General features: G+C 43.6%; 15 protein-coding genes. 9 read left to right on the top strand and 6 right to left on the bottom strand.

Features of this window, described 5'->3' with window-relative positions; all coding sequences use genetic code 11:
* Window positions 1–50: 50 nt before the first annotated feature.
* Window positions 51–3089, bottom strand: a complete 3039-nt coding sequence (ydiJ, locus tag VME0621_RS19645) for a D-2-hydroxyglutarate dehydrogenase YdiJ (RefSeq protein ID WP_062459449.1) — start codon at window positions 3087–3089, stop codon at window positions 51–53.
* Window positions 3090–3375: 286 nt separating this feature from the next.
* Here ydiJ and VME0621_RS19650 point away from each other — a divergent pair, with 286 nt between their 5' ends.
* The 6 genes from VME0621_RS19650 (at window position 3376) to VME0621_RS19670 (ending at window position 8317) form a co-directional block, all read left to right on the top strand.
* On the top strand, window positions 3376–4050 hold the full coding sequence (locus tag VME0621_RS19650; protein WP_062459446.1) for a DUF3334 family protein: 675 nt from the start codon (window positions 3376–3378) through the stop codon (window positions 4048–4050).
* A gap of 139 nt (window positions 4051–4189) precedes the next feature.
* A complete protein-coding gene (locus VME0621_RS19655; RefSeq protein WP_038230272.1) occupies window positions 4190–4873 on the top strand; it encodes a DUF2786 domain-containing protein in 684 nt (227 codons plus the stop codon).
* 42 nt (window positions 4874–4915) lie between these two features.
* Window positions 4916–5938, top strand: a complete 1023-nt coding sequence (locus VME0621_RS19660) for a J domain-containing protein (protein ID WP_167542834.1) — start codon at window positions 4916–4918, stop codon at window positions 5936–5938.
* Between the two features lie 139 nt (window positions 5939–6077).
* Entirely contained in the window at window positions 6078–6266 is a 189-nt protein-coding gene (locus VME0621_RS26320) for a hypothetical protein (protein WP_006070780.1), read from the top strand.
* A gap of 286 nt (window positions 6267–6552) precedes the next feature.
* Window positions 6553–6963 (top strand): hypothetical protein, encoded by a 411-nt coding sequence (locus VME0621_RS19665; RefSeq protein WP_038230269.1) that lies wholly within the window; start codon window positions 6553–6555, stop codon window positions 6961–6963.
* A gap of 247 nt (window positions 6964–7210) precedes the next feature.
* Window positions 7211–8317 carry a phosphoribosylaminoimidazolesuccinocarboxamide synthase gene (locus tag VME0621_RS19670; RefSeq protein ID WP_062459440.1) on the top strand — a complete coding sequence of 369 codons (1107 nt, stop codon included), beginning with the start codon at window positions 7211–7213 and terminating at the stop codon, window positions 8315–8317.
* A gap of 71 nt (window positions 8318–8388) precedes the next feature.
* On the opposite strand, the gene VME0621_RS19675 is transcribed toward VME0621_RS19670, so the two are convergent.
* Window positions 8389–8775 (bottom strand): hypothetical protein, encoded by a 387-nt coding sequence (locus VME0621_RS19675; protein ID WP_006070783.1) that lies wholly within the window; start codon window positions 8773–8775, stop codon window positions 8389–8391.
* 241 nt (window positions 8776–9016) lie between these two features.
* Window positions 9017–11371: a DEAD/DEAH box helicase gene (locus tag VME0621_RS19680; RefSeq protein ID WP_062459437.1), complete on the bottom strand. Its 2355-nt coding sequence runs from the start codon at window positions 11369–11371 to the stop codon at window positions 9017–9019.
* 192 nt (window positions 11372–11563) lie between these two features.
* On the opposite strand from VME0621_RS19680, the gene VME0621_RS19685 reads away from it, so the two are divergent.
* The 3 genes from VME0621_RS19685 to VME0621_RS19695 all read left to right on the top strand — a co-directional run bounded on the left by VME0621_RS19685 (window position 11564) and on the right by VME0621_RS19695 (window position 14400).
* On the top strand, window positions 11564–13252 hold the full coding sequence (locus tag VME0621_RS19685) for an NAD-dependent malic enzyme (RefSeq protein WP_006070785.1): 1689 nt from the start codon (window positions 11564–11566) through the stop codon (window positions 13250–13252).
* Window positions 13253–13351: 99 nt separating this feature from the next.
* A complete protein-coding gene (locus VME0621_RS19690; protein ID WP_006070787.1) occupies window positions 13352–13675 on the top strand; it encodes a DUF3392 domain-containing protein in 324 nt (107 codons plus the stop codon).
* Between the two features lie 71 nt (window positions 13676–13746).
* On the top strand, window positions 13747–14400 hold the full coding sequence (locus VME0621_RS19695; RefSeq protein ID WP_231892978.1) for a SanA/YdcF family protein: 654 nt from the start codon (window positions 13747–13749) through the stop codon (window positions 14398–14400).
* Window positions 14401–14498: 98 nt separating this feature from the next.
* On the opposite strand, the gene VME0621_RS19700 is transcribed toward VME0621_RS19695, so the two are convergent.
* The 3 genes from VME0621_RS19700 to VME0621_RS19710 are packed head-to-tail and all read right to left on the bottom strand — an operon-like array spanning window position 14499 to window position 19753.
* The gene (locus tag VME0621_RS19700; protein ID WP_062459434.1) at window positions 14499–16712 is read right to left on the bottom strand and encodes a hypothetical protein; all 2214 of its coding nucleotides are present in this window, start codon (window positions 16710–16712) and stop codon (window positions 14499–14501) included.
* A gap of 30 nt (window positions 16713–16742) precedes the next feature.
* Window positions 16743–18047, bottom strand: coding sequence for an HlyD family type I secretion periplasmic adaptor subunit (locus VME0621_RS19705; protein WP_062459431.1), 1305 nt, complete (start codon window positions 18045–18047; stop codon window positions 16743–16745).
* Entirely contained in the window at window positions 18044–19753 is a 1710-nt protein-coding gene (locus VME0621_RS19710) for a type I secretion system permease/ATPase (protein ID WP_062459428.1), read from the bottom strand. Before VME0621_RS19710 ends, VME0621_RS19705 begins: the two co-directional genes overlap by 4 nt.
* Window positions 19754–19863 lie beyond the last annotated feature (110 nt).

The following is a 19863-nucleotide window of genomic DNA, read 5'->3' on the forward strand; positions in this document are numbered from 1 at the left end:
TATTCCTTTATCAATAATAGAAGCGCCCCAATTTGGGGCGCTTCTAAGAGTTAGTTCAGTAGTTGTAGCAGAGCCTGTACAGGATGCTTGACCTTCACATCTTCAAACCTTTTTACCTGACTTCGACACGAATAACCTGTGACTAGGCAGCGCTCTTTTGGCAACTTGTCTAAATTTGGCTGCCAACTTAAGCCATAAATATCTTTCGACATTTGCAACTTGTCTGCTTCATGCCCAAACGTTCCTGCCATACCACAACAGCCTACAGGTACTGTTGTTAGTCGACCGCCGAAATGATGGAAAATAGCGCCCCACTCTTTTTCCGCATTAGGCATCTTGGTTTTCTCTGTACAGTGTGCAAACAAATACCAATCTGCTTCATCCACCATCTCAAGAGCGTCTTTATCTTGTACCAAAGGCATGAGCCATTCGTGCGCGGTTAACACATTAAATGTCCCACGTTCCTCTTTAAGAATCTCTACATATTCATCGCGGTAGCACAACACTAAGGCGGGATCGACTCCAACCAATGGGATGTTCAACTGAGCCACCTGTGTTAAGAAATCAGCCGTTGATTTTGCCCCTTTTGCAAACTGACTTAAAAACCCTTTAATGTGAGCTGCTTTGCCATTGGGCTTAAAAGGTAACAACACCGGTTTCTTACCCATTTTGAGTATTAGTTTGGCAAAATCTTCGACCACTTCAGCATCGTAGAAACTAGTAAAAGGATCTTGGACGATGCATACATAGTCACTGCGTTGACCCGCAGGAATGGCCTGTAACTGCTCCAGGCTAAACTGAGCAACAGGTTGCGATTTCAAACGTTGTTTGAGAGTAGGAACAGAAAGAAGCGGCGCGTCAATGTAGCCAACTGTTTTCTCGGTGAGCGTCTGAACAACTCTCTGGTTCAATCCAAAATTGACCACTTTGGGGAATTTGGCCATATATGGCAGTAGTGTCTCGATATTTGCCACTAAATAATCTTTAGCAGGTCTTTGATATCTAGAGTAATAAAGGTTTAGGAATCGAGCTCTGAAGCTTGGTACATCAACCTTAATTGGACATTGACTAGCACACGCTTTGCAAGCGAGGCAACCATTCATGGCATCATATACTTCGTGGGAGAAATCATATTCATGACGTTTATTAAATGTATTACGCCACTTCTCAATTAACCCTTTCGCACTATTTGAGCGATTAATATTGGTCTCTAACTCAAGAACGTCGAAACCCTGTTCCGATAGCTGTCTTAACCACTCGCGCACTAAGCCAGCCCTACCCTTTGGTGAATGGCGTCGGTCTGCGGTAACTTTCATAGAAGGACACATAGGCGAAGCGGTGTCATAGTTAAAGCAAAGACCATTACCGTTACATTCCATTGCTTGGGCAAAACTATCACGAACTTCAATCGGTATCTGTCTGTCGTATGTTCCTCGCTTGGTATCCGAGACTTTAACGAGCTCATCCGTACTCTCTAACGGAGTACATATCTTACCGGGGTTCATTTTGTTCAACGGGTCACACGCGGCTTTAATGCGTCTGAGTTCATTAAACAGTTGCTCACCGAAGAAATCAGGGCCATATTCAGAACGGAAACCTTTACCGTGCTCCCCCCACATAAGACCGCCGTACTTGGCGACAAGCTTGACGACTTCATCTGAGATTTGATGCATCAACGACTCTTGGTCAGGGTCGCACATATCAAGCGCAGGCCTTACATGAAGCACACCTGCATCCACATGACCAAACATGCCATAATTCAACCCGTGCCCATCGAGTAAATCGCGAAACTCGGCAATAAAGTCAGCCAAGTTCTCCGGTGGCACACAAGTATCCTCTGCAAACGCAATAGGTTTCGCGCTGCCTTTCACGGCACCCAAGAGGCCAACCGCTTTCTTACGCATATTGTAAATGCGTCCAAGACTAGCAACGTCGCTGGTCACTTGGTAACCAATGATACCGTCCTGCTCTGTCTTCAGTTTCTCATCTAGACTCTTAGTTAAAGCCGCTACCGCTTGGGTCACCTCTTCTTCATCTTGCCCCGCGTACTCAACCATATTGATACCCTGCATTTCTTTGCCTGGTACATCGCTAATAAGGTCGCTCACTGTATGCCAAACAATATCCTGCTTGGCCAGATTCAATACGCGTGAATCAACTGTTTCCACAGATAATGCATTTGCTTCAACCATGAAGGGAGCATTTCTCAATGCAGCATCAAAACTGTTGTACTTGACGTTGATGAGAGTACGAGCTTTAGGGATCGGCGTAAGATTCAGCTTAGCTTCAGTGATAAATGCCAGTGAACCTTCTGCACCACAGAGAATTCGCGTAGCATTGAAACTCTCTGTCTTTGGATCATAAGCGTTTTTTAGATCATAGCCGGTTAAGAAGCGATTTAATGGTGGAAACTTTTCGTCAATCAGTACTCGGTTTTGCTTACATACCTGCTCAGCAACCTGCAATGCATTGGCAGCGAAACTGTCTTGCTCTAGCTGATTCAATGAACCGTCACTTTCCAAAAGTGAACCGTCAGCAAACACCGCTTGCAGCGATAGCACGTGATCCGATGTCTTACCGTACTTTAATGAGCCCTGACCGGACGCATCGGTATTGACCATTCCACCCAGCGTCGCACGATTACTGGTAGAAAGATCTGGGGAAAAGAAAAAACCATAAGGACGCACGGCATCATTTAGCGCATCCTTTACAATACCAGTTTGAACTCTTACCCACCCTTCTTGTTCATTAATCTCAAGGACCTGGTTCATATGTCGGGATAAATCGACAACAATGCCTGACGTCAAGGACTGGCCGTTAGTCCCTGTGCCGCCGCCTCTCGGAGAAAACGCAATAGCCGCGAATTTTTCTTGATTAGCAAGTTTACCTATAAGCTGTACATCTGCCGTAGTTTTTGGATGCACTACCGCTTGCGGTAATTTTTGGTAAACGCTGTTGTCCGTTGCAACGGCAAGGCGACTCGAATATTGAGTTTCGATATCCCCGGTAAACCCTTCAGCCTCAAGCTGTTTCAGATAAACCAGTACGGTGGGGTTAATGTCGGTTTGAGAGTGTAATCTTGGTAACATTTAGCTTCCTGCCCCTAATTCTGCTGATCCGCTCAGCAAAGGAGTGTATGTAAAATAAAAAGTTCACCTACTTAGTCGCATGGGCGTTTAAATAAACGCGCTTTTAATTATTGTACGTAGCTGAAACCGAATAGATTTTATAGGTATTGGACACTTTACAACAATTAAAAATGTGATCAAATCGGAAAGTCATAGCGATTGACTATGGTTTATGCCTTTTCAAGAGGTTTGCTTCGTGACACACTCCTTTAACCACGGAAGAAATGATTAAACGAAGTAATCAATAATGAAAAAAACCAAAGTAATCACCACCGAAGATATTCTGTTAAAACTCTGCCAGTCCGTTTCAACTGTTTTGACCTCTGCGACACAATCAAGTGTGACATACTCAGCAATGGTTCAGAAAATCACCAAAACCACGTTAAAACCTGACTTTGGTTGCTTCGTCCTCTTTGATGGCGGTTTCTCGGGTTTAGTGGTTATTAATTTCACTTCACAAGCAGCACTTGAAGTTTACAGCAATTATATGCGTCACATGGGTATGCCTGAGGAAGAGCTCGCAATTCACCACAATGCAGATGAAGTTGGCGATGTCCTCGGCGAACTCATGAATCAGCTTGTTGGCGACTTCACCAACAAAGTTCGCAAAGAACTGCAGACCAACATTACCCAAAACCAACCGAAAATGTTATCGATCAACAAGCAAGTGGTTCTGTCAGTCGACACAAACTTAGAACGACCTCAAGCCCGTCGAGTGACTTTCTCTACAGCGAATAACAACATTTTTTATCTTGAATTCGCTATGGACAAAACCGAGTTTATTCAAATGGAAGAGTTTGAGGTTCAACCAGACGAATGCCCAGATACCATTATTGAGCAAGCCATCGCAGCCAAAAAACAGCGTACAGACACCAAACCAGAAAGCGACAATCAAGATTTGCTCGATGAACTAGGTATTTAAGCGGCGGCTCTACGAATTCTTTTGGGACTCTAGTTACCGCTTAGAGTCCCACCCTGCACCTTCTACCCTTCCCCTTTTAGCCGAAAATCGTTAAAATAGTGCCCTTTTTCTTTCGCGGTACAGAGAACTCAGATTGTCGATGGATAAACAGAAAGCCCTCAAAAAGATTGCTAAGTGCTTAGAATTAGGTAACTCGGCGAACGTCAATGAAGCAGCCAATGCCATAAAAATGGCACACCGCCTCATGCTCAAATACGGCCTAGATAAGGACGATATTGAGTTTATTAAGATGGGTAAAACACAATCGACGCACTTACTGCCTACAACGATAAGTTCTACGTTGCTGCGCGTAATCCGAGGCATCAATACCAAATTTGGCGTCGAAGCTGTTTTACTCAACCATAAAGGCCTAAAGCGAGTTGAGTTTATCGGCGAAGCTGACCGCGCCATCTTTGCTGCTTTTGCTTTTGATATCATTTATCGTGAGATGAATGAGCAAACGGGTCAATTTAGAAATAGCTTCGCAGGTTCTGGGACTTCAAATACAGAAGTGACAAAGCGTGTTAATTCGTTTGTCTCCGGGTGGATAGAAGGCGCGCTAGAAAAACTGCCTGTTATTGCCCCTGATGATGAGTCGGCAAATAAAATTAATAACTATATCGATAAAGAGTTCAAAAACATCGATAGAGAGACATTCAAACAGCAGCTAAAAGAAGCGATGAAAAATATCACCGCTGACTACGAAGTTGGGCTAAAAAAAGGTCGAAAAGTATCGGTTAATCGTCCGATAGACGGCGCTCAAGCACCAAAGATGCTGAAATAGAAAGACCACACAACAAGGAGAGCGATAAATATGAGGATCAACTTGGCAAAGACATGCTCCAAGTTACTGTTTGTTTTTATCGCTTTGTTACTTTCATTCTCCTCTCTCGCCTCCATTGCACAGCTTGAACAACAAGCACAACTTAACAATGCTGAAGCTCAGTACCGTCTAGGACTGGCATATGAGACTGGTGAAGGCGTTCGCAGAGATCTCAGTTTAGCGGCTCACTGGTATCAACAAGCGAGCGAAAACGGACATCGCGCAGCAACCTATAATTACGCACAAGCACTAGAATATGGACGCGGTATAAAATCCAATCCTGCAAAAGCCGTTTTGCTCTATACGAAGCTCGCCGCTGAAGGCGACCCTTCTACTTACGGAAAAATCGCTCGGCTTTACCGCGATTTTAATATCGACATTGCCAACGAAGATCAAGCCGTGCTTTGGTATGATCTCGCAAGAACCCAATCAACCGAGTTTGACGCCGAATACGCGCTCGCTTTGAAAAAACAATTCGATGCTCATCAGTTAAAGCAAATTGCCGCGCTTAAGCAGCAAGAGCAATCTGTCACAAGTACACAGAAGAGCCTAACAACATCTAACTCAGTACCAACTACCCCAAGCATAAACTGGTCATTACATCTAATCTATATCTCAATTCTATTGAGCGCTTGCTTCGCCGCATTGATCTTTTTCAAGAGATTCAATATGGCAAGCCAACACCGCCGCTCATCGATTCAAGAAATGAAAACAAGGCTCTCTCAACAACAAGACCTGATCACTAAGCTCAAATTACAACTTAAGAACGCTGCAAGTCTTCAGAAAAGAGCATCATCCACAGCATCTAGTTCAACAACTTCTGCACTTAATGATGCTTACCTTCGTTTTGGCTTCACTCAAGGACAAATTAACAACTTAACACCAAAGCAAGTAAAAGCACGCTATAAGCAGTTGTGTCGTATTTATCACCCTGATGCTCAAGGTAGTGATGATGAAATGAGGCAATTAAACCTTGCTTTCAAAGCCATCGTGGAGCATCTAAAAGCCACACAAAAGATCCATTGATATACCAATTTCTCAGAAAATCGCGATCTTGAAAAACATTTGAAACAAATTAAGAAACATTTATTTAACATTGCATGCAATTTTATGTCATAATACGTCCCGATAATAACACCCGTACAAATAAGGGTGGGGAGTAAAAATGCATACATTCACTATCGAAGGTTTCTGTGATTGGTGCCAAACGCCAAGTTTTGTGACCAAGCATGAGTATATAGACGGTCTATGTCACCACTCATGTGAAAAGTGTCTGAGTTTCGCCATTATGGACGTTAAGCAGTTCAATCAAGCAGAAATCGAATTTAGAAACCGATCGTCAGCTCAATCCTAAAGGAACCGCGCCTCTCTTAGAGAGGCGTTTTTGTTTCTCAATATCCTTATCTATTGTCACCCAGTAAAAAACCATTGCTCTATACAGTGTTCTTATACAGTAGTTGTTAACTCATACCTGTGTAAAACAAAAAAGTATGAGATTGCCGCCCATTCCATTCTAAATTTTAATAATTAAATATCAATAACTTAGGTTTTTTTGTCGTTTTTTTATGCAAAAAGTGCTTGATCTTTTCACGCTCAAAAACTACTGTATACACATACAGCATGTATAAAGGAACAGGGTTATGTTGCTCAACAATACAATTCACTCACAATACAATGTCCCAAACCAATACCGAGTTTTTGATGATCAAGGAACGTCACAACAGCTTCGTCGAATTCAGGATGATGTACTTGAAAAGGTTTCGCAATTGGCTTCTAAGCCACAGTGGATTTTGTTGACAGCAGAATGTCCTCGCCCTTCAGTGGGACAAATCATGCATTTTCATAAACTAGGTAACCATATGGTTCAGATGAAGGCTTCATTGCATTTATCGCAGTATCAGGTTGTCAAAAAAGCTATTCGCTCAGGTAACGCGTGTGCTGTTATCGCAAATGGTGACTTCTCTCTAACAGAACAAAATCAACTTCAAGGATTGGCCGCTGACTATCAATGCGAAGTCATCTTTCTTGGTAAAGACAGTTATTTACATTAATCCAAATTCCGACCACTCGTTAAGTTAATCATGTAATCCCCTTTTTAATGACGGTAAGTACTTGTTCAATAGTACTTACCGTATTTTTTATCCTCTCTTTAAACAACTTATATAAAAATTGCGCAAACGTTTGCTATTTTTCTGGCAGCATAGAATAGTTCTGGTATGATGCGTGCAGCAAAGAGTATTACCACTCCCCCATAATCGTCGCACTTTTTACGACACAACATTAGATAGGAATGTCTCCATGAGTCTCGCTGATCAAGTTCTAGCTGTAAACGATGATCTACCAATCCGCACTGATAAGCCTGTTCATAGCGGCAAGGTTCGTTCGGTTTATTGGTTGACCGAAGAGGATAGCCGCCGCCTAATCAAAGACAAAGGCTACGATGTAGCAGAAGATGCACCGTTAGCCATTATGGTTATCAGTGATCGCATTTCTGCCTTTGATTGTATATGGCGAGGTGAAGGCAACTTAAGGGGCGTTCCTGGCAAAGGCGCCGCACTCAACGCTATTTCTAATCACTGGTTCCAATTGTTTAAGGATAATGGTTTAGCGGATAGCCACATTCTAGATATTCCTCATCCATTTGTCTGGATCGTTCAAAAAGCAAAACCTGTAATGATCGAAGCTATCTGTCGCCAATACATTACCGGTTCTATGTGGCGTGCTTATGAGAAGGGTGAGCGCGAATTCTGCGGTATCACTTTACCTGAAGGCTTAAAGAAAGACTCTAAACTGGATGACGTCCTAATTACTCCTTCAACAAAAGGTATCTTGCGTGGTATCCCTGGAGTCCCTGAAGCAGATGATGTAAACATCACACGCGACAACATTAGCGACAACTTTGCAGCGTTTAATTTTACGAATGCAGCCGACATCGATGGCTATGAAAAACTTCTTAAAGAAGGCTTCTCCGTCATCAGTGACGCTTTGGAAGCTATCGATCAAACGTTTGTTGATACCAAATTTGAATTCGGCTACGTTACCGATTCAAAAGGCGAAGAAAAGCTCATCTATATGGACGAGGTTGGAACACCGGACTCTTCCCGCATTTGGGATACTAAAGCGTATCAAGTAGGCGATATCGTTGAGAACTCAAAAGAAGGCTTCCGCCAGTTCCTGCTAAACCACTTCCCTGATCCTGATATCCTTTTAAACAAAGAGCGTATGCCAGAGCGTGAAGCACTTGCAGCCGACAACGAACTTCCCCTATCTGCGCTTATGGATGTTTCCAAAACATATGTTGGTATCGCAGAGAAAATTACTGGTCGCAAGATTGAATTAAGCAGCAATCCAAAGCAAGAAATTATAGACATACTTCGTACCAACTACGACCTCATCGCAGACTAGGTTCCTAGTCGCTGCGCACATCAAAAAAGGGAGCTTAAAGCTCCCTTTTTGGTTACATGGCACAACGTGATCTAGTGAAATTCAGCGATTAATATATCTTCGTTAGGTATCACGACAATTTTAACGTTACCTTTATCTTGAATAAGCTGAATCTGTTCAGATTCTAGTGAGTAAGGCATAACAACCTTAAGACAAGCGATATTTTCTTTGCGAGCGATTTTCATCAGCGCGACCAAATTCGACTCATCACTTCGTCGACTCGATAATGCACTCAGCGCTTTCTCCCAAAGACGGCTATCTGGATCAATATTCTGATTTTTTGTACTCTCTTTCCACGCTTCGCCAAACACTGGCGCTACAGAAGTGAGCGCTTCAAGGAACGTCCATTTTTTACTACAAGATGCACCGAGGAAACTGGTGTAATCAAATTCTACCGGCGATGTTTTCTTGTCACACATAACCACTCCCAATTACAGAATGCTATGCAACTACTATTATTCAAACTTTCTTATATAGCAATAGGATATATAAAAATCATCTTTTATACCCTACTTAGACATCAAAAGGTGATATAAAAATCCAAATAGCAACATAATGTGAACAAAAGTACATCACCACAATGCCACTTGGTTAACTATGTATAGCACATCTATCAATAGCAGCATTCGCCATTCTTTTGTTGACTAAAACATCATTGGCTCAACGAAGATCTAACACTCGACTCACCTTCTTGTACTTTACTTTCCATCCAGACCAAGCAGGCAGTTCTTTGCGTTTAGGATCGTCTTTTCGAGAGCCTGAATGGAAGTGGACGTGTATAAGCTTGCCTTTGCCAAAATACTCGACAGTTAAACGCAGACCACTTAACTGAATGACCAATGGGTACTTAGCTGCAAAATCTGAATACTCCCAATCTGGAACGCCGTTAAACACAAAATCTCGCTCATCAATAAGCTCAAGATCTTCAAATGAACTTACACCGAGCATTGACAGCTGTTCAGCTATCCAAGACTCCAATGATACTTCGTCTACTGGACCGGTTTGGTCAGATAGACCCAGTTCAACATACAGCTTCCAATGCAGCATACGTTCGGTAAGCTGTTCTGCCAACGTGGGAAAGATAACTCCTTCAATGATCGATTGGGCGATGGCTTTCAAAGCGACATCGCCTTCAGGCGCAATCCTGCGCTCCGCCAGCTTGCGACCTGCATACATCAGATGTTCACAATGCTGAAGACCCTTGTCGGTCTCGATCGTTTCTCCGCTCACCCATTCCCCAACATTAAGTTCTTTAAGCTGAGTTATGTCGACTGGTAAAAGTAATGTGGCCAGTGTCATCGTCTGTTTAACGCCTCGGCCAGGTAAGCTATGAGTGGCTAATACCAGCCCAGCTTCTGTTTTCGGTTTAATTCGATTCTGTCTTCCTAACAGCACTTCGACAAAACCGTTACCAAAAGCGTCACGTCGCCGCTCTCTTCTCACATACAGCAAGGCGTTGTTCGCTTGGATAATTTGCTTTATCAATTCATCACGTTGATATCTAGAAGCCACTTCCAGACTAGACAATTCAAATACACTACGCATCTGCTCCGATAACCCTTGTGCTTCACGCAAACAATCTTGGTCTACCGTCAGACCTGTGTACTGCTTGCCTCTTACTAGGCCAATAAGAATACTTGCATCGCAACCTAACGGCTCTTCTAGGTCCAGCTTCATCAGTAGCTCTTCATTACTGGTGATTTGAAACAGTTTACCTGTCGCACATAGTGCAGCAGTTAGGTCAATCATAGCCTCCTTCAGCGCCCGTGAAGGCATCTTAGTGACCAAATCAGCGTAAATAGTATCAATCGGTAATGGGTATAACTTTTTCCCATGCTCGGTAATACCAATGTCATCTATCGCACCAAGTTGTACTAACTGCTCTTTGGCGGCTTGAAGTGATTTATCAGGTATCGCATCAATGAATTCGAGATCGTTAAGCGCTAACCCACATGTCGCAGCAGCCAACATAGGCTCGACAATCGATTCACGTTGAAGTTCTGGTGGGGTAACCAGATCGAGAGCAGCATGCTCACCATAAAGACGGATACATGTCCCTGCCATTACTCGTCCTGCTCGGCCAGAACGCTGTGCAGCACTCGCTTTAGAAATATGAGTCAGCATTAACGTGGTTTGTCCATTACGCTGTACATTTCTTCTTTCCAATCCCGAATCCACAACAACCGCGATATTAGGAATCGTCAAAGAGGTTTCCGCAACATTTGTTGCAATCACGACCTTGCGCTTATCTTGAACTGACATTGCAACAGAACGCTGTTGCTCAGTCACAGAAGCATGCAGCGGCGCTAGAATAACGTCATACTGCTCCGCAAGGGGTTTTAGCGAGGATACTACCTGCTGAATTTCCTTTCGCCCGGGAACAAACACCAAGATATCTGCTGCAAGCTCGTCTAACAATGGCTCAATCGCACTTTTAACACGTGTTTCTAGATGCCTTGCATCAGGCAGTTGTCGACTGTCGTTTCGATGGTGCTGAACTGCCACATCAAACACTCTTCCTTGTGCGACCAAGCGCTTGGCATCAAAGTAGTCAGCTAGCTTTTGACCTTCAATGGTAGCCGAAGTAATTACTGTTTTATGAGTTTGATTGCGCTTTAACATCGAAACCAGTAAGTCGGTGTCCCAACGTCGTTCATGAAATTCATCCACAATAACCACATCAAAGCTCTTCAGGCGGTCTTCGGCATACCACCTCAAGGCGACACCTGGCGTGACAAATACCACTTTTGACGCCTCGGTATAACAGTTTTCAAGCTTGATTGCATAACCAACGCTTTCTCCAACCTTTTCACCAAGTCCATGCGCCACGAAGTGTGCCAGCGACGTACAGGCAATTCGTCTCGGCTCTACCACCAGCACTCGTCCTTGATCCATCGACCAAAGAGGCAATCTCGTCGATTTTCCTGAACCCGTTTCAGCTTCAACGATAAGGTGTGATTGTTTCAGGGCTTGTTTAAATTCTTGTTCAATAGAATCAATAGGTAAGACTGTCATTTTGCTTTGTTATTCAAGGTCATTGTGAAGGAGTATACCCATAGGAGGATTAACATTCGACTCACTTCGCTTTTTACCGCAAACCGAATACAAATAGTTAACATTTCGTCATCGCTTAGAATGGGTAATTGTGTTAAATTATCCCGCAAATTGTTCCCAATCCCAAATGACTGTTCCTAGACAGGTAACCTAATGAACAACAACAAAAGACCGCTCTATATCCCGTACGCGGGCCCTGCACTTCTCAGTACCCCACTTTTGAACAAAGGCAGTGCATTTTCTGCTGAAGAAAGAATGTCCTTTAACCTTGAAGGACTTCTACCTGAAACAACAGAAACAATTCAAGAACAAGTAGATCGCGCTTACAAGCAATACACCAGCTTTGAAAGCGATATGGATAAGCACATTTATCTGCGTAACATCCAAGATACTAACGAAACTTTGTTTTATCGCTTAGTGCAAAATCATATCTCTGAAATGATGCCGATTATCTACACGCCGACTGTAGGCGCAGCGTGTGAGAACTTCTCCAACATCTATCGCCGTGGTCGTGGTCTTTTCATTTCTTACCCAAATCGTGATCGTATTGACGATTTGCTAAACAATGCACGTAACCACAACGTAAAAGTAATCGTTGTAACCGATGGTGAGCGTATTCTAGGACTGGGCGACCAAGGGATTGGTGGTATGGGCATTCCTATCGGTAAACTGGCTTTGTACACAGCGTGTGGTGGTATCAGCCCAGCTTATACGCTGCCTATTGTTCTTGATGTTGGTACGAATAACCCACAACGTCTTGCTGATCCAATGTACATGGGCTGGCGCCATCCGCGAATTACTGGCGATGAATACCGAGCGTTTGTAGAAGACTTTATTCAAGCGGTTCAACGTCGCTGGCCAGATGCACTCGTTCAGTTTGAAGACTTTGCACAGAAAAATGCAATGCCGTTACTTGAACGTTATAAGGATCGTATTTGCTGTTTCAACGATGATATTCAAGGTACGGCAGCGGTGACCGTAGGCTCTCTACTTGCAGCATGTAAAGCAGCAGGTAGCAAGCTTTCTGAACAGCGAGTTACCTTCTTAGGTGCGGGTTCTGCAGGTTGTGGTATTGCTGAAGCGATCATTGCGCAGATGGTGTCTGAAGGCATCAGCGATGCACAAGCGCGCTCTCAAGTATTCATGGTTGACCGTTGGGGGCTTCTACAAGAAGGCATGCCTAACCTACTCGACTTCCAACAACGTCTGGTACAAAAACACGAACAAACCAAAGAATGGACATCGGAGAACTCAGGCTTCTCATTACATGATGTTATTCGTAATGGTAAACCTACGGTTCTAATTGGTGTGTCAGGTGCGCCTGGTCTATTCAGCAAGGAGATCATCCAAGAGATGCATCAACATTGCGACCGTCCAATCGTATTCCCGCTATCGAACCCAACTAGCCGTGTTGAAGCAACACCAAATGACATCTTACGTTGGACAAATGGCCAGGCACTGGTTGCAACAGGCAGCCCATTCGACCCTGTAGTTGTCGAAGGTAAAACCTACCCTATCGCGCAATGTAACAACAGCTACATCTTCCCTGGTATTGGTCTAGGCGTACTTGCAGCGCAAGCATCACGCGTTACAGACGAAATGTTGATGGAATCAAGTCGTGCGCTCGCAGAGTGTTCTCCTCTTGCACAAAAAGGATCAGGTCAACTGTTACCGCCACTTGAAGAGATTCATTTAGTGTCTAAGAAAATTGCTTACGCCGTGGCGAAAAAAGCCATTGAACAAGGAGTGGCGAAAGAACGCTCAGATGAAACTCTGCGTGAAGCTATTGACGACAACTTCTGGCAGCCGGTTTACCGTAAATACAAACGTTCAGCATTCTAATCTGAATCGACATCACATTTAGGCTCTTGTTTACAAGAGCCTTTTTTTTGTTTAATAGTCAGCTCATTTCTATCGTTATACTGCAGCAAGGACATTGACATGCTCGATATTTTCGCTCCGGGAGGACGCTTTATTGCTCCTTATCTTTTTGAAGTTTCTACGGCACTAATCGCATGTTCTCTTGTCGTACTAGGTGCGGATATCAACCGCCTCTTAAGGAACGCATTACGAGATACAAATTTCGTAATTCGGACGGTCTGCTTTATACTACTCAATGCATTTGGCTATGGGTTGATCATTATTAAAGCCACCCCATTGTTAAAGAACGTATTAGTTAATACAGAACCAGGCTTGATGTTCGCCATCGTGGTTCTAAGCTTTGTGAGTATAGGTATTTGGGCTCAAAGGAATCGTCAGATTTAGTGACCTTTAGATTTAACAAGGAAACGTTGTTATCCAGCACCGTGCTTTCTTTCTTAAAGAGAGCACTTCGTATCGCTTGTTATACACTTGTTTTGTTCGTCGTCTTCATCGCGTCCATTGACCGTTGGGTGAGTTGGCAAGCCGAAGACCGGATTCTCACCTCTATCGACGATATTGATAATGTTCAGGTCGCAGTCGTTCTTGGCACGAGTAAGTATCTAGGTCGAACTCTCAACGAGTACTACTCCCATCGCATTGAGGCGGCGATTGACCTTTACAACGAAGGTAAAGTGTCTCATTTCCTACTCAGTGGCGATAACGCCCACCGTTCATACAATGAACCATGGACAATGAAACGAGACTTGTTGAGAGCAGAAGTTCCTGAGCCAGCTATCCACTTGGACTACGCCGGATTTAGAACGCTAGATTCGATTGTTCGTGCCAAAAAGATCTTTGATACCGATGACTTCTTAATCATCACGCAGAAGTTTCACTGTGAACGAGCTCTGTTTATCGCACGATCATACGATATTAATGCGACATGTTTAGCGGTGTCTGGACCGACATCCAAGTCTGGATTTTCAGTAAGATTAAGAGAAGTATTTGCCAGAACTAAGGCATTTTTGGATTTGTATATTATGAATACTCAGCCGAAGTTTTTGGGGCCGAAGGAGCCGATTGTTTCTGAGATCAATACTCTAGATTCCGCTAATGAGTCACAGTAAAAGTACACGTTACTTCTGCTAACCGTTCAAGTCTCTCTATATTAAAAGGGCCCAAGAAAAACATCTAGGGCCCATGCGACAATCTTTAAACTAGGGCTTTATAGGATATCAATATAGCCATCGTTACCGTGAACTTGTTCCACATTTTTAACGATAGTAAATATATCGTTATCGATATCCGCATCATTGTTCACAACTAGAGAGCTATCATATACCTTATATTCCTGCATATAAGCTGGGCCATTAGCTTCAACATGAATATTCGCCGTAGCTGCATCGAACACTAGCTTATCCTGACCGTGTCCACCGTCAACGTAATCTTGACCGTTACTTGCATAGACCGTGTCATCACCATTCATGACTTTAATAATGTCATTGTAATCGGAACCAGTAACCTCATCTTGTCCCGCTCCACTCGACTTGTCGTTGTAGGTCATACCATGCCCTAGCCCGCTAAAGTCAATCACATCATCTCCACGAGTGCCGTATAGTACTTCTACACTAGTAACCGTGTCTGTTGACGTCACGCTGCCAGCCAACATAGTGTCAACGCTAAAGGTATCTTCATCAACAACCTTTATGTTTAGCGAATCGGCATTCTTGAAAGTATCGTTGTACCAAAGCGTATCGACACCATCACCACCATTAATTACGTCACTTTCTGCATGAATAGCAAGATGAGCTGGAGCATATTCATCCGCTCGAATGTAGTCATCACCACCGCCAGCAAGAATGATGTCGCTTCCAGCCCCACCATCTAAAGTATCATTACCGGCTTTGTAGGTGTCATCAATACTGTTATCACCAATTAGGACATCATTTCCAGTTCCACCGGTAAGTTTGTCATCACCATCGGCACCAACCAATAAAGTATCAACACCATCTTGCGCCACTAGATTATCATAAGCGTTGTGCCCAATTTTAAGGGCATAAGTGCCGTCGGAAAATGACGCATTTTCAATCTCTTTAAGTTGATCCGTACCATCTCGACCAGAGACTTTATCGACTACAGTCAATCGATTCATGAAGTGGTATTCAGTTACCGAACCGCTGAAAGCAGCAGTATCTTCCCCTTCCCCACCATTGAGCGTATCGTTACCTGCGCCTCCGACTAAAATATCATTGCCAGCACCGCCATTCAGTACGTCATTTCCTCCCTGATAGTGGAAATTCGTGCCATTGTCGCCAAGAAGAACATCGTTACCAGTGCCACCATTTAGCGTGTCATGACCATGCATGCCAACCATTATAGTATCAACACCATCATGCGCGGTCAGGTTGTCACCAGCGTTGTGACCACGCATCCAAGTGAACGTACCTTCATCAAAGGCAAGCTTCTCAAAGTTAGAAAGGTGATCAACACCGTCTCTGTTTGATACTGTATCAGTGACTTTGATAAAGCCATATGTTTGGAAATTGTAATCCAATACTGAGCCACTGAAGCCAATAGTATCAATTCCTTCGCCGCCGTTGATTTTATCGTTACCTCCAGCGCCGAATATAACATCATCACCCGCTAAGGCATCAATGCAATCGTTCTCAGAAGTTCCGTGTAATTCGTCCGCAATACTTGTTCCATAAGTACAACTAGGGTCCGTGAGTCGAGCGATAATTGCCGCATTATCAGGTTGACCATCTAACAACGTCAGTAGGTTTTGAATAGATGGATCGGCCGCTAAGCCGTTAAGTGTAATACTTGTTCCGAGATTAGTATCACCCAAAAACGTAAGTACCAAATCACTGCCATTCGATGTTATCGTCATGTGGTTTTGAATAGACTCTTCAACAAAGCTATTCGCATCTGTTACCTTTTCTGAATCAAAACCAATCTTCTTATCGAGTTTCTCCGTTATTCTCGATACTTGACTATCTAGCTTAGCTTCTATTTTTCCCTCACGAGCTTCGACCTTGCTCTCAAGAAGATCGCCGTCGAATTTGGAGGACAGCCTTGCTTCTACGATATCATTCTCCAAAACAAAATGTCGTCTGTTGAAGACCAGTTGAAGCGAATCTTCACCTAACTCGAAATCCTTGATTACGTTATCACCTCCTCGAAGTATTCTCATAGAGAACACGTCTGCACCACTACCTCCCGAAACAGTATCATTGCCTACACCACCAAAGATAAGGTCATCACCGCCTTCACCGTTCACCTTGTCATCGCCACGATTTCCTTCAAGAATATCGTTTCCTCGTTGGCCATTAACGGTATCGTTACCTTGTTTACCTAAAATGTGGTCGTTTCCAAGACCACCAGTCTTAAAGTTATTCCTGTGGTCAAGAACTATCGTATTATATCCATCTGATGCCATGATTAGCCTTCCTTTGTCGTTAAACTTGTATTAAATCTCTCTCATCCCCTTCTCCATACTCTGTATCAGCGGAGAAAGTAGATAATCAAGAACAGTGCGTTCCTCTAGTACTATTTGCGCTTCAACCGGCATACCCGGTTTCAGATCTAAGCCAAGATCTAGAAGCTCCGTTGCATCGAGGGCTATCTTTCCTTGATAGAAATGACCGCCTAGCCGCTCATCTACGATGCTGTCCGCGGAGAGATGTATAAGCTCACCTGTTACCGCTGGGACTTGTCGAAAGCTGTATGAAGTCAGACGGATGTTTGCCGACAAACCTTCATACACCGATTCGATATCCTTGGGTTGAATGTTGACACTTGCGACCACTCGGGTGTTATTGGGGACAATCTCCAGTATCGTGCTTGTTGGAGCAACAACACCGCCTTGAGTATGAATAACGAGATTGATCACATCGCCTCCAACTGGAGCGCGTACTTCTATGCGATCGTTTAGCGTATTAGACGCTTTTAGCTGTTTTAAGATTGCTTGCTCTTCCGAAACTAGCTCTTGCTTTTTCTCTTGAGCGGTACGCATAAAGTCTATTTTTAGTGCGTCCATTTGAGATTCAAGCTCGGCAACTTTGTTATTGGTTCTTTTTATTCGAGTACGGTGCTCCGCTATTTTTGCCACCAAGCTTGAGTACTCTCTCTTTAGTTCAAGAAAGGCAACTTTCGATACATACCCCTTTTCTAACAAGGCAGAGTTCGCTTCGATTTCTTCGTTGAGCAATGTCAGAGAATGTTCGTCGCTTGAAAGCCAAGCTTTGTAGCTGTCTCTGTCATTCTCTGATTGAGCCATTTGCTGGCGGAGTGACATCATTTGTTCTTTATGAATCAGACGATTCTGGTTCAATAGTGACGCTTGATCGCGACGTATCTGACTTTGAATCGGAGTCAGGTTCTCCTCGTTTCCCCAATTAATCGCCTCTCCTGAAAGCTCTGCGTCAATTCGAGCTAGGCGAGCTTGGACGATAAAACGTTTTTGATTCAGTTGTTCGAGTTGGCTAACAAGCAATGGATCCGAGAGCACCAGTAACAAGTCGCCTTTTTCGACACGCTGACCTTCTTTGACGAGAAGCGTTTCGACTACCCCTCCGGTATGATGCTGCACTTTCTGATTCTCGAGCTCTGTCACCAATTTCCCTGGTGCCAACGAGGCTGAACTTAGTGGTGCGCTATAACTCCAATAGCCAATTCCAATAAAGCAAACCAACAATACGAGCCAACCAAACAGAATGAAGTTGGTCAAAGAGAGATTGAACGAACGAGATGTCTCTGAATGATTTAGTTTCATGACACACTCCCTATGCTGTTTGCTGACGATGCAGGAATATTTAAGATCTCGGTCGTTTTACCGTATTGCTGGAGGCGTCCTTCACCTAACACCATGCATAAGCTGGTATGCTGAATAATTGACATACGGTGTGAAATGACAATGACGGTAATTTGCTTGTGATGTGCATGAGCAATGAAATCGATCAGTGCCGCCTGCCCTGGATGGTCAAGATTAGAATCGGGCTCATCCAATATAAGTAAGGCTGGTTTTGTATATAGCGCACGAGCCAAGGCAATTCGTTGCTGTTGTCCACCAGACAATCGGATTCCTAGTGCACCAACCAGTGTTTGATAGCCATTTGGTAGTGACAGAATCATCTCATGAACACCAGCTAATTTGGCTGCATCGACGATGTCCTTCGCATCAACATTCTCGTCGAATCGGCAAATATTTTGCGCAATTGTGCCCGATAGCAACTGACTATTTTGGGAAACATAGCCAACTTGCCTCCCTAGTTCTGATACTTGGCGCTGGTTAAGTGTTGCGCCATCAATGCGCACCTCACCGCTTACAGGTTTAACCAAACCTAGAATAGCTTTGACCAATGTTGATTTACCTACACCGCTACCTCCAACAATAGCTGCCGATGCACCAGCAGGAATGGAAAAAGTAAGATCTTCGAGCAACGGCTTCTCACTACCTTGGTGACCTAAGAAAACTTTGTCGAATCCCACAGCGCCTTTTATCTTTGGTAGTTCGACGACTTCTTTTGGTTGTTCAAGATAAGACTTGCGTAATCTTTGATGTGCTTTCCAACCTTCTAACCAGCTTTGCCAGTTATGGATCGCCTGCTCAACTGGCGCTAAAACTCGGCTCATAATCATCGATGCGGCAATCAATACTCCAGCACCAACTTCGTTCTCTAATACCAGAATGACCGAAACGCATAGCACTCCAATTTGCAACAGCATCCGAGCATACTTAGCAAGTGCTAAAATCGCTCGAGAAATTCTGTCTGCGTTCGCTTTGTCTACTGTCGGATTTATTGATTCCTTACGCCACTTCGCGACCAAATTGTCATTCATACCTAATGCTTGAACAATCTCAGCGTTTTTAAGCCAATCACTAGTTAATGTATTGAATGTACTCGCATGCTCGCTTGCATTATTCTGCAGGCGCTTCGTCACTATCATACTTATGATCGATATAACAAAGAGAACCGTTGCGCCTGCTAACGCAAAGTGTCCAAGCAGCGGGTGCATGAGATACATGACCGCTAAAAAAACAGGTGCAAATGGAGCATCAAATAACGCAAAGATCCCAGGAGAAGTGAGAGTTTCTTTAACTCGAGATAAATCAGTTAGAGATTGGCTGAATATTCCATTGCTTTGTTGTGACTTGAGCATAGAAACATTAAAGGCGAAGTCTGCGGACTGTTGCTCAACGCCATATCCATAACGCAACATTACTTGCCCGCGAACCCAATCGAGTAGCGCTTGAATAGATAAGAGGAACAATGCAACTATTGCAAGCATTACAAGCGTTTCGCGACTTTCGGAAGAAAGAACACGATCAAAAACTTGCATCGAAAATAAAGGAAGCACAAGAAAAAGCACATTTACCGAAATAGAAACCACGGTAATAAAAATAAGAACTTTCTTGTTTATTTTAAAGTACTGCGTATTATTAAAACTACCAGCATCCTTGCTTAAAGTAGACGTCATGTTAGCCTCAGACGGTTATTTATCCTGTCATTGATTTAATAAATAAGAATGACAAAGGAATTATTTAAATATTGCCGACTTCGATATTAGACCTATTTCTGACATTTTAT

Source organism: Vibrio mediterranei, assembly GCF_900088415.1.
GTDB lineage: Bacteria > Pseudomonadota > Gammaproteobacteria > Enterobacterales > Vibrionaceae > Vibrio > Vibrio mediterranei.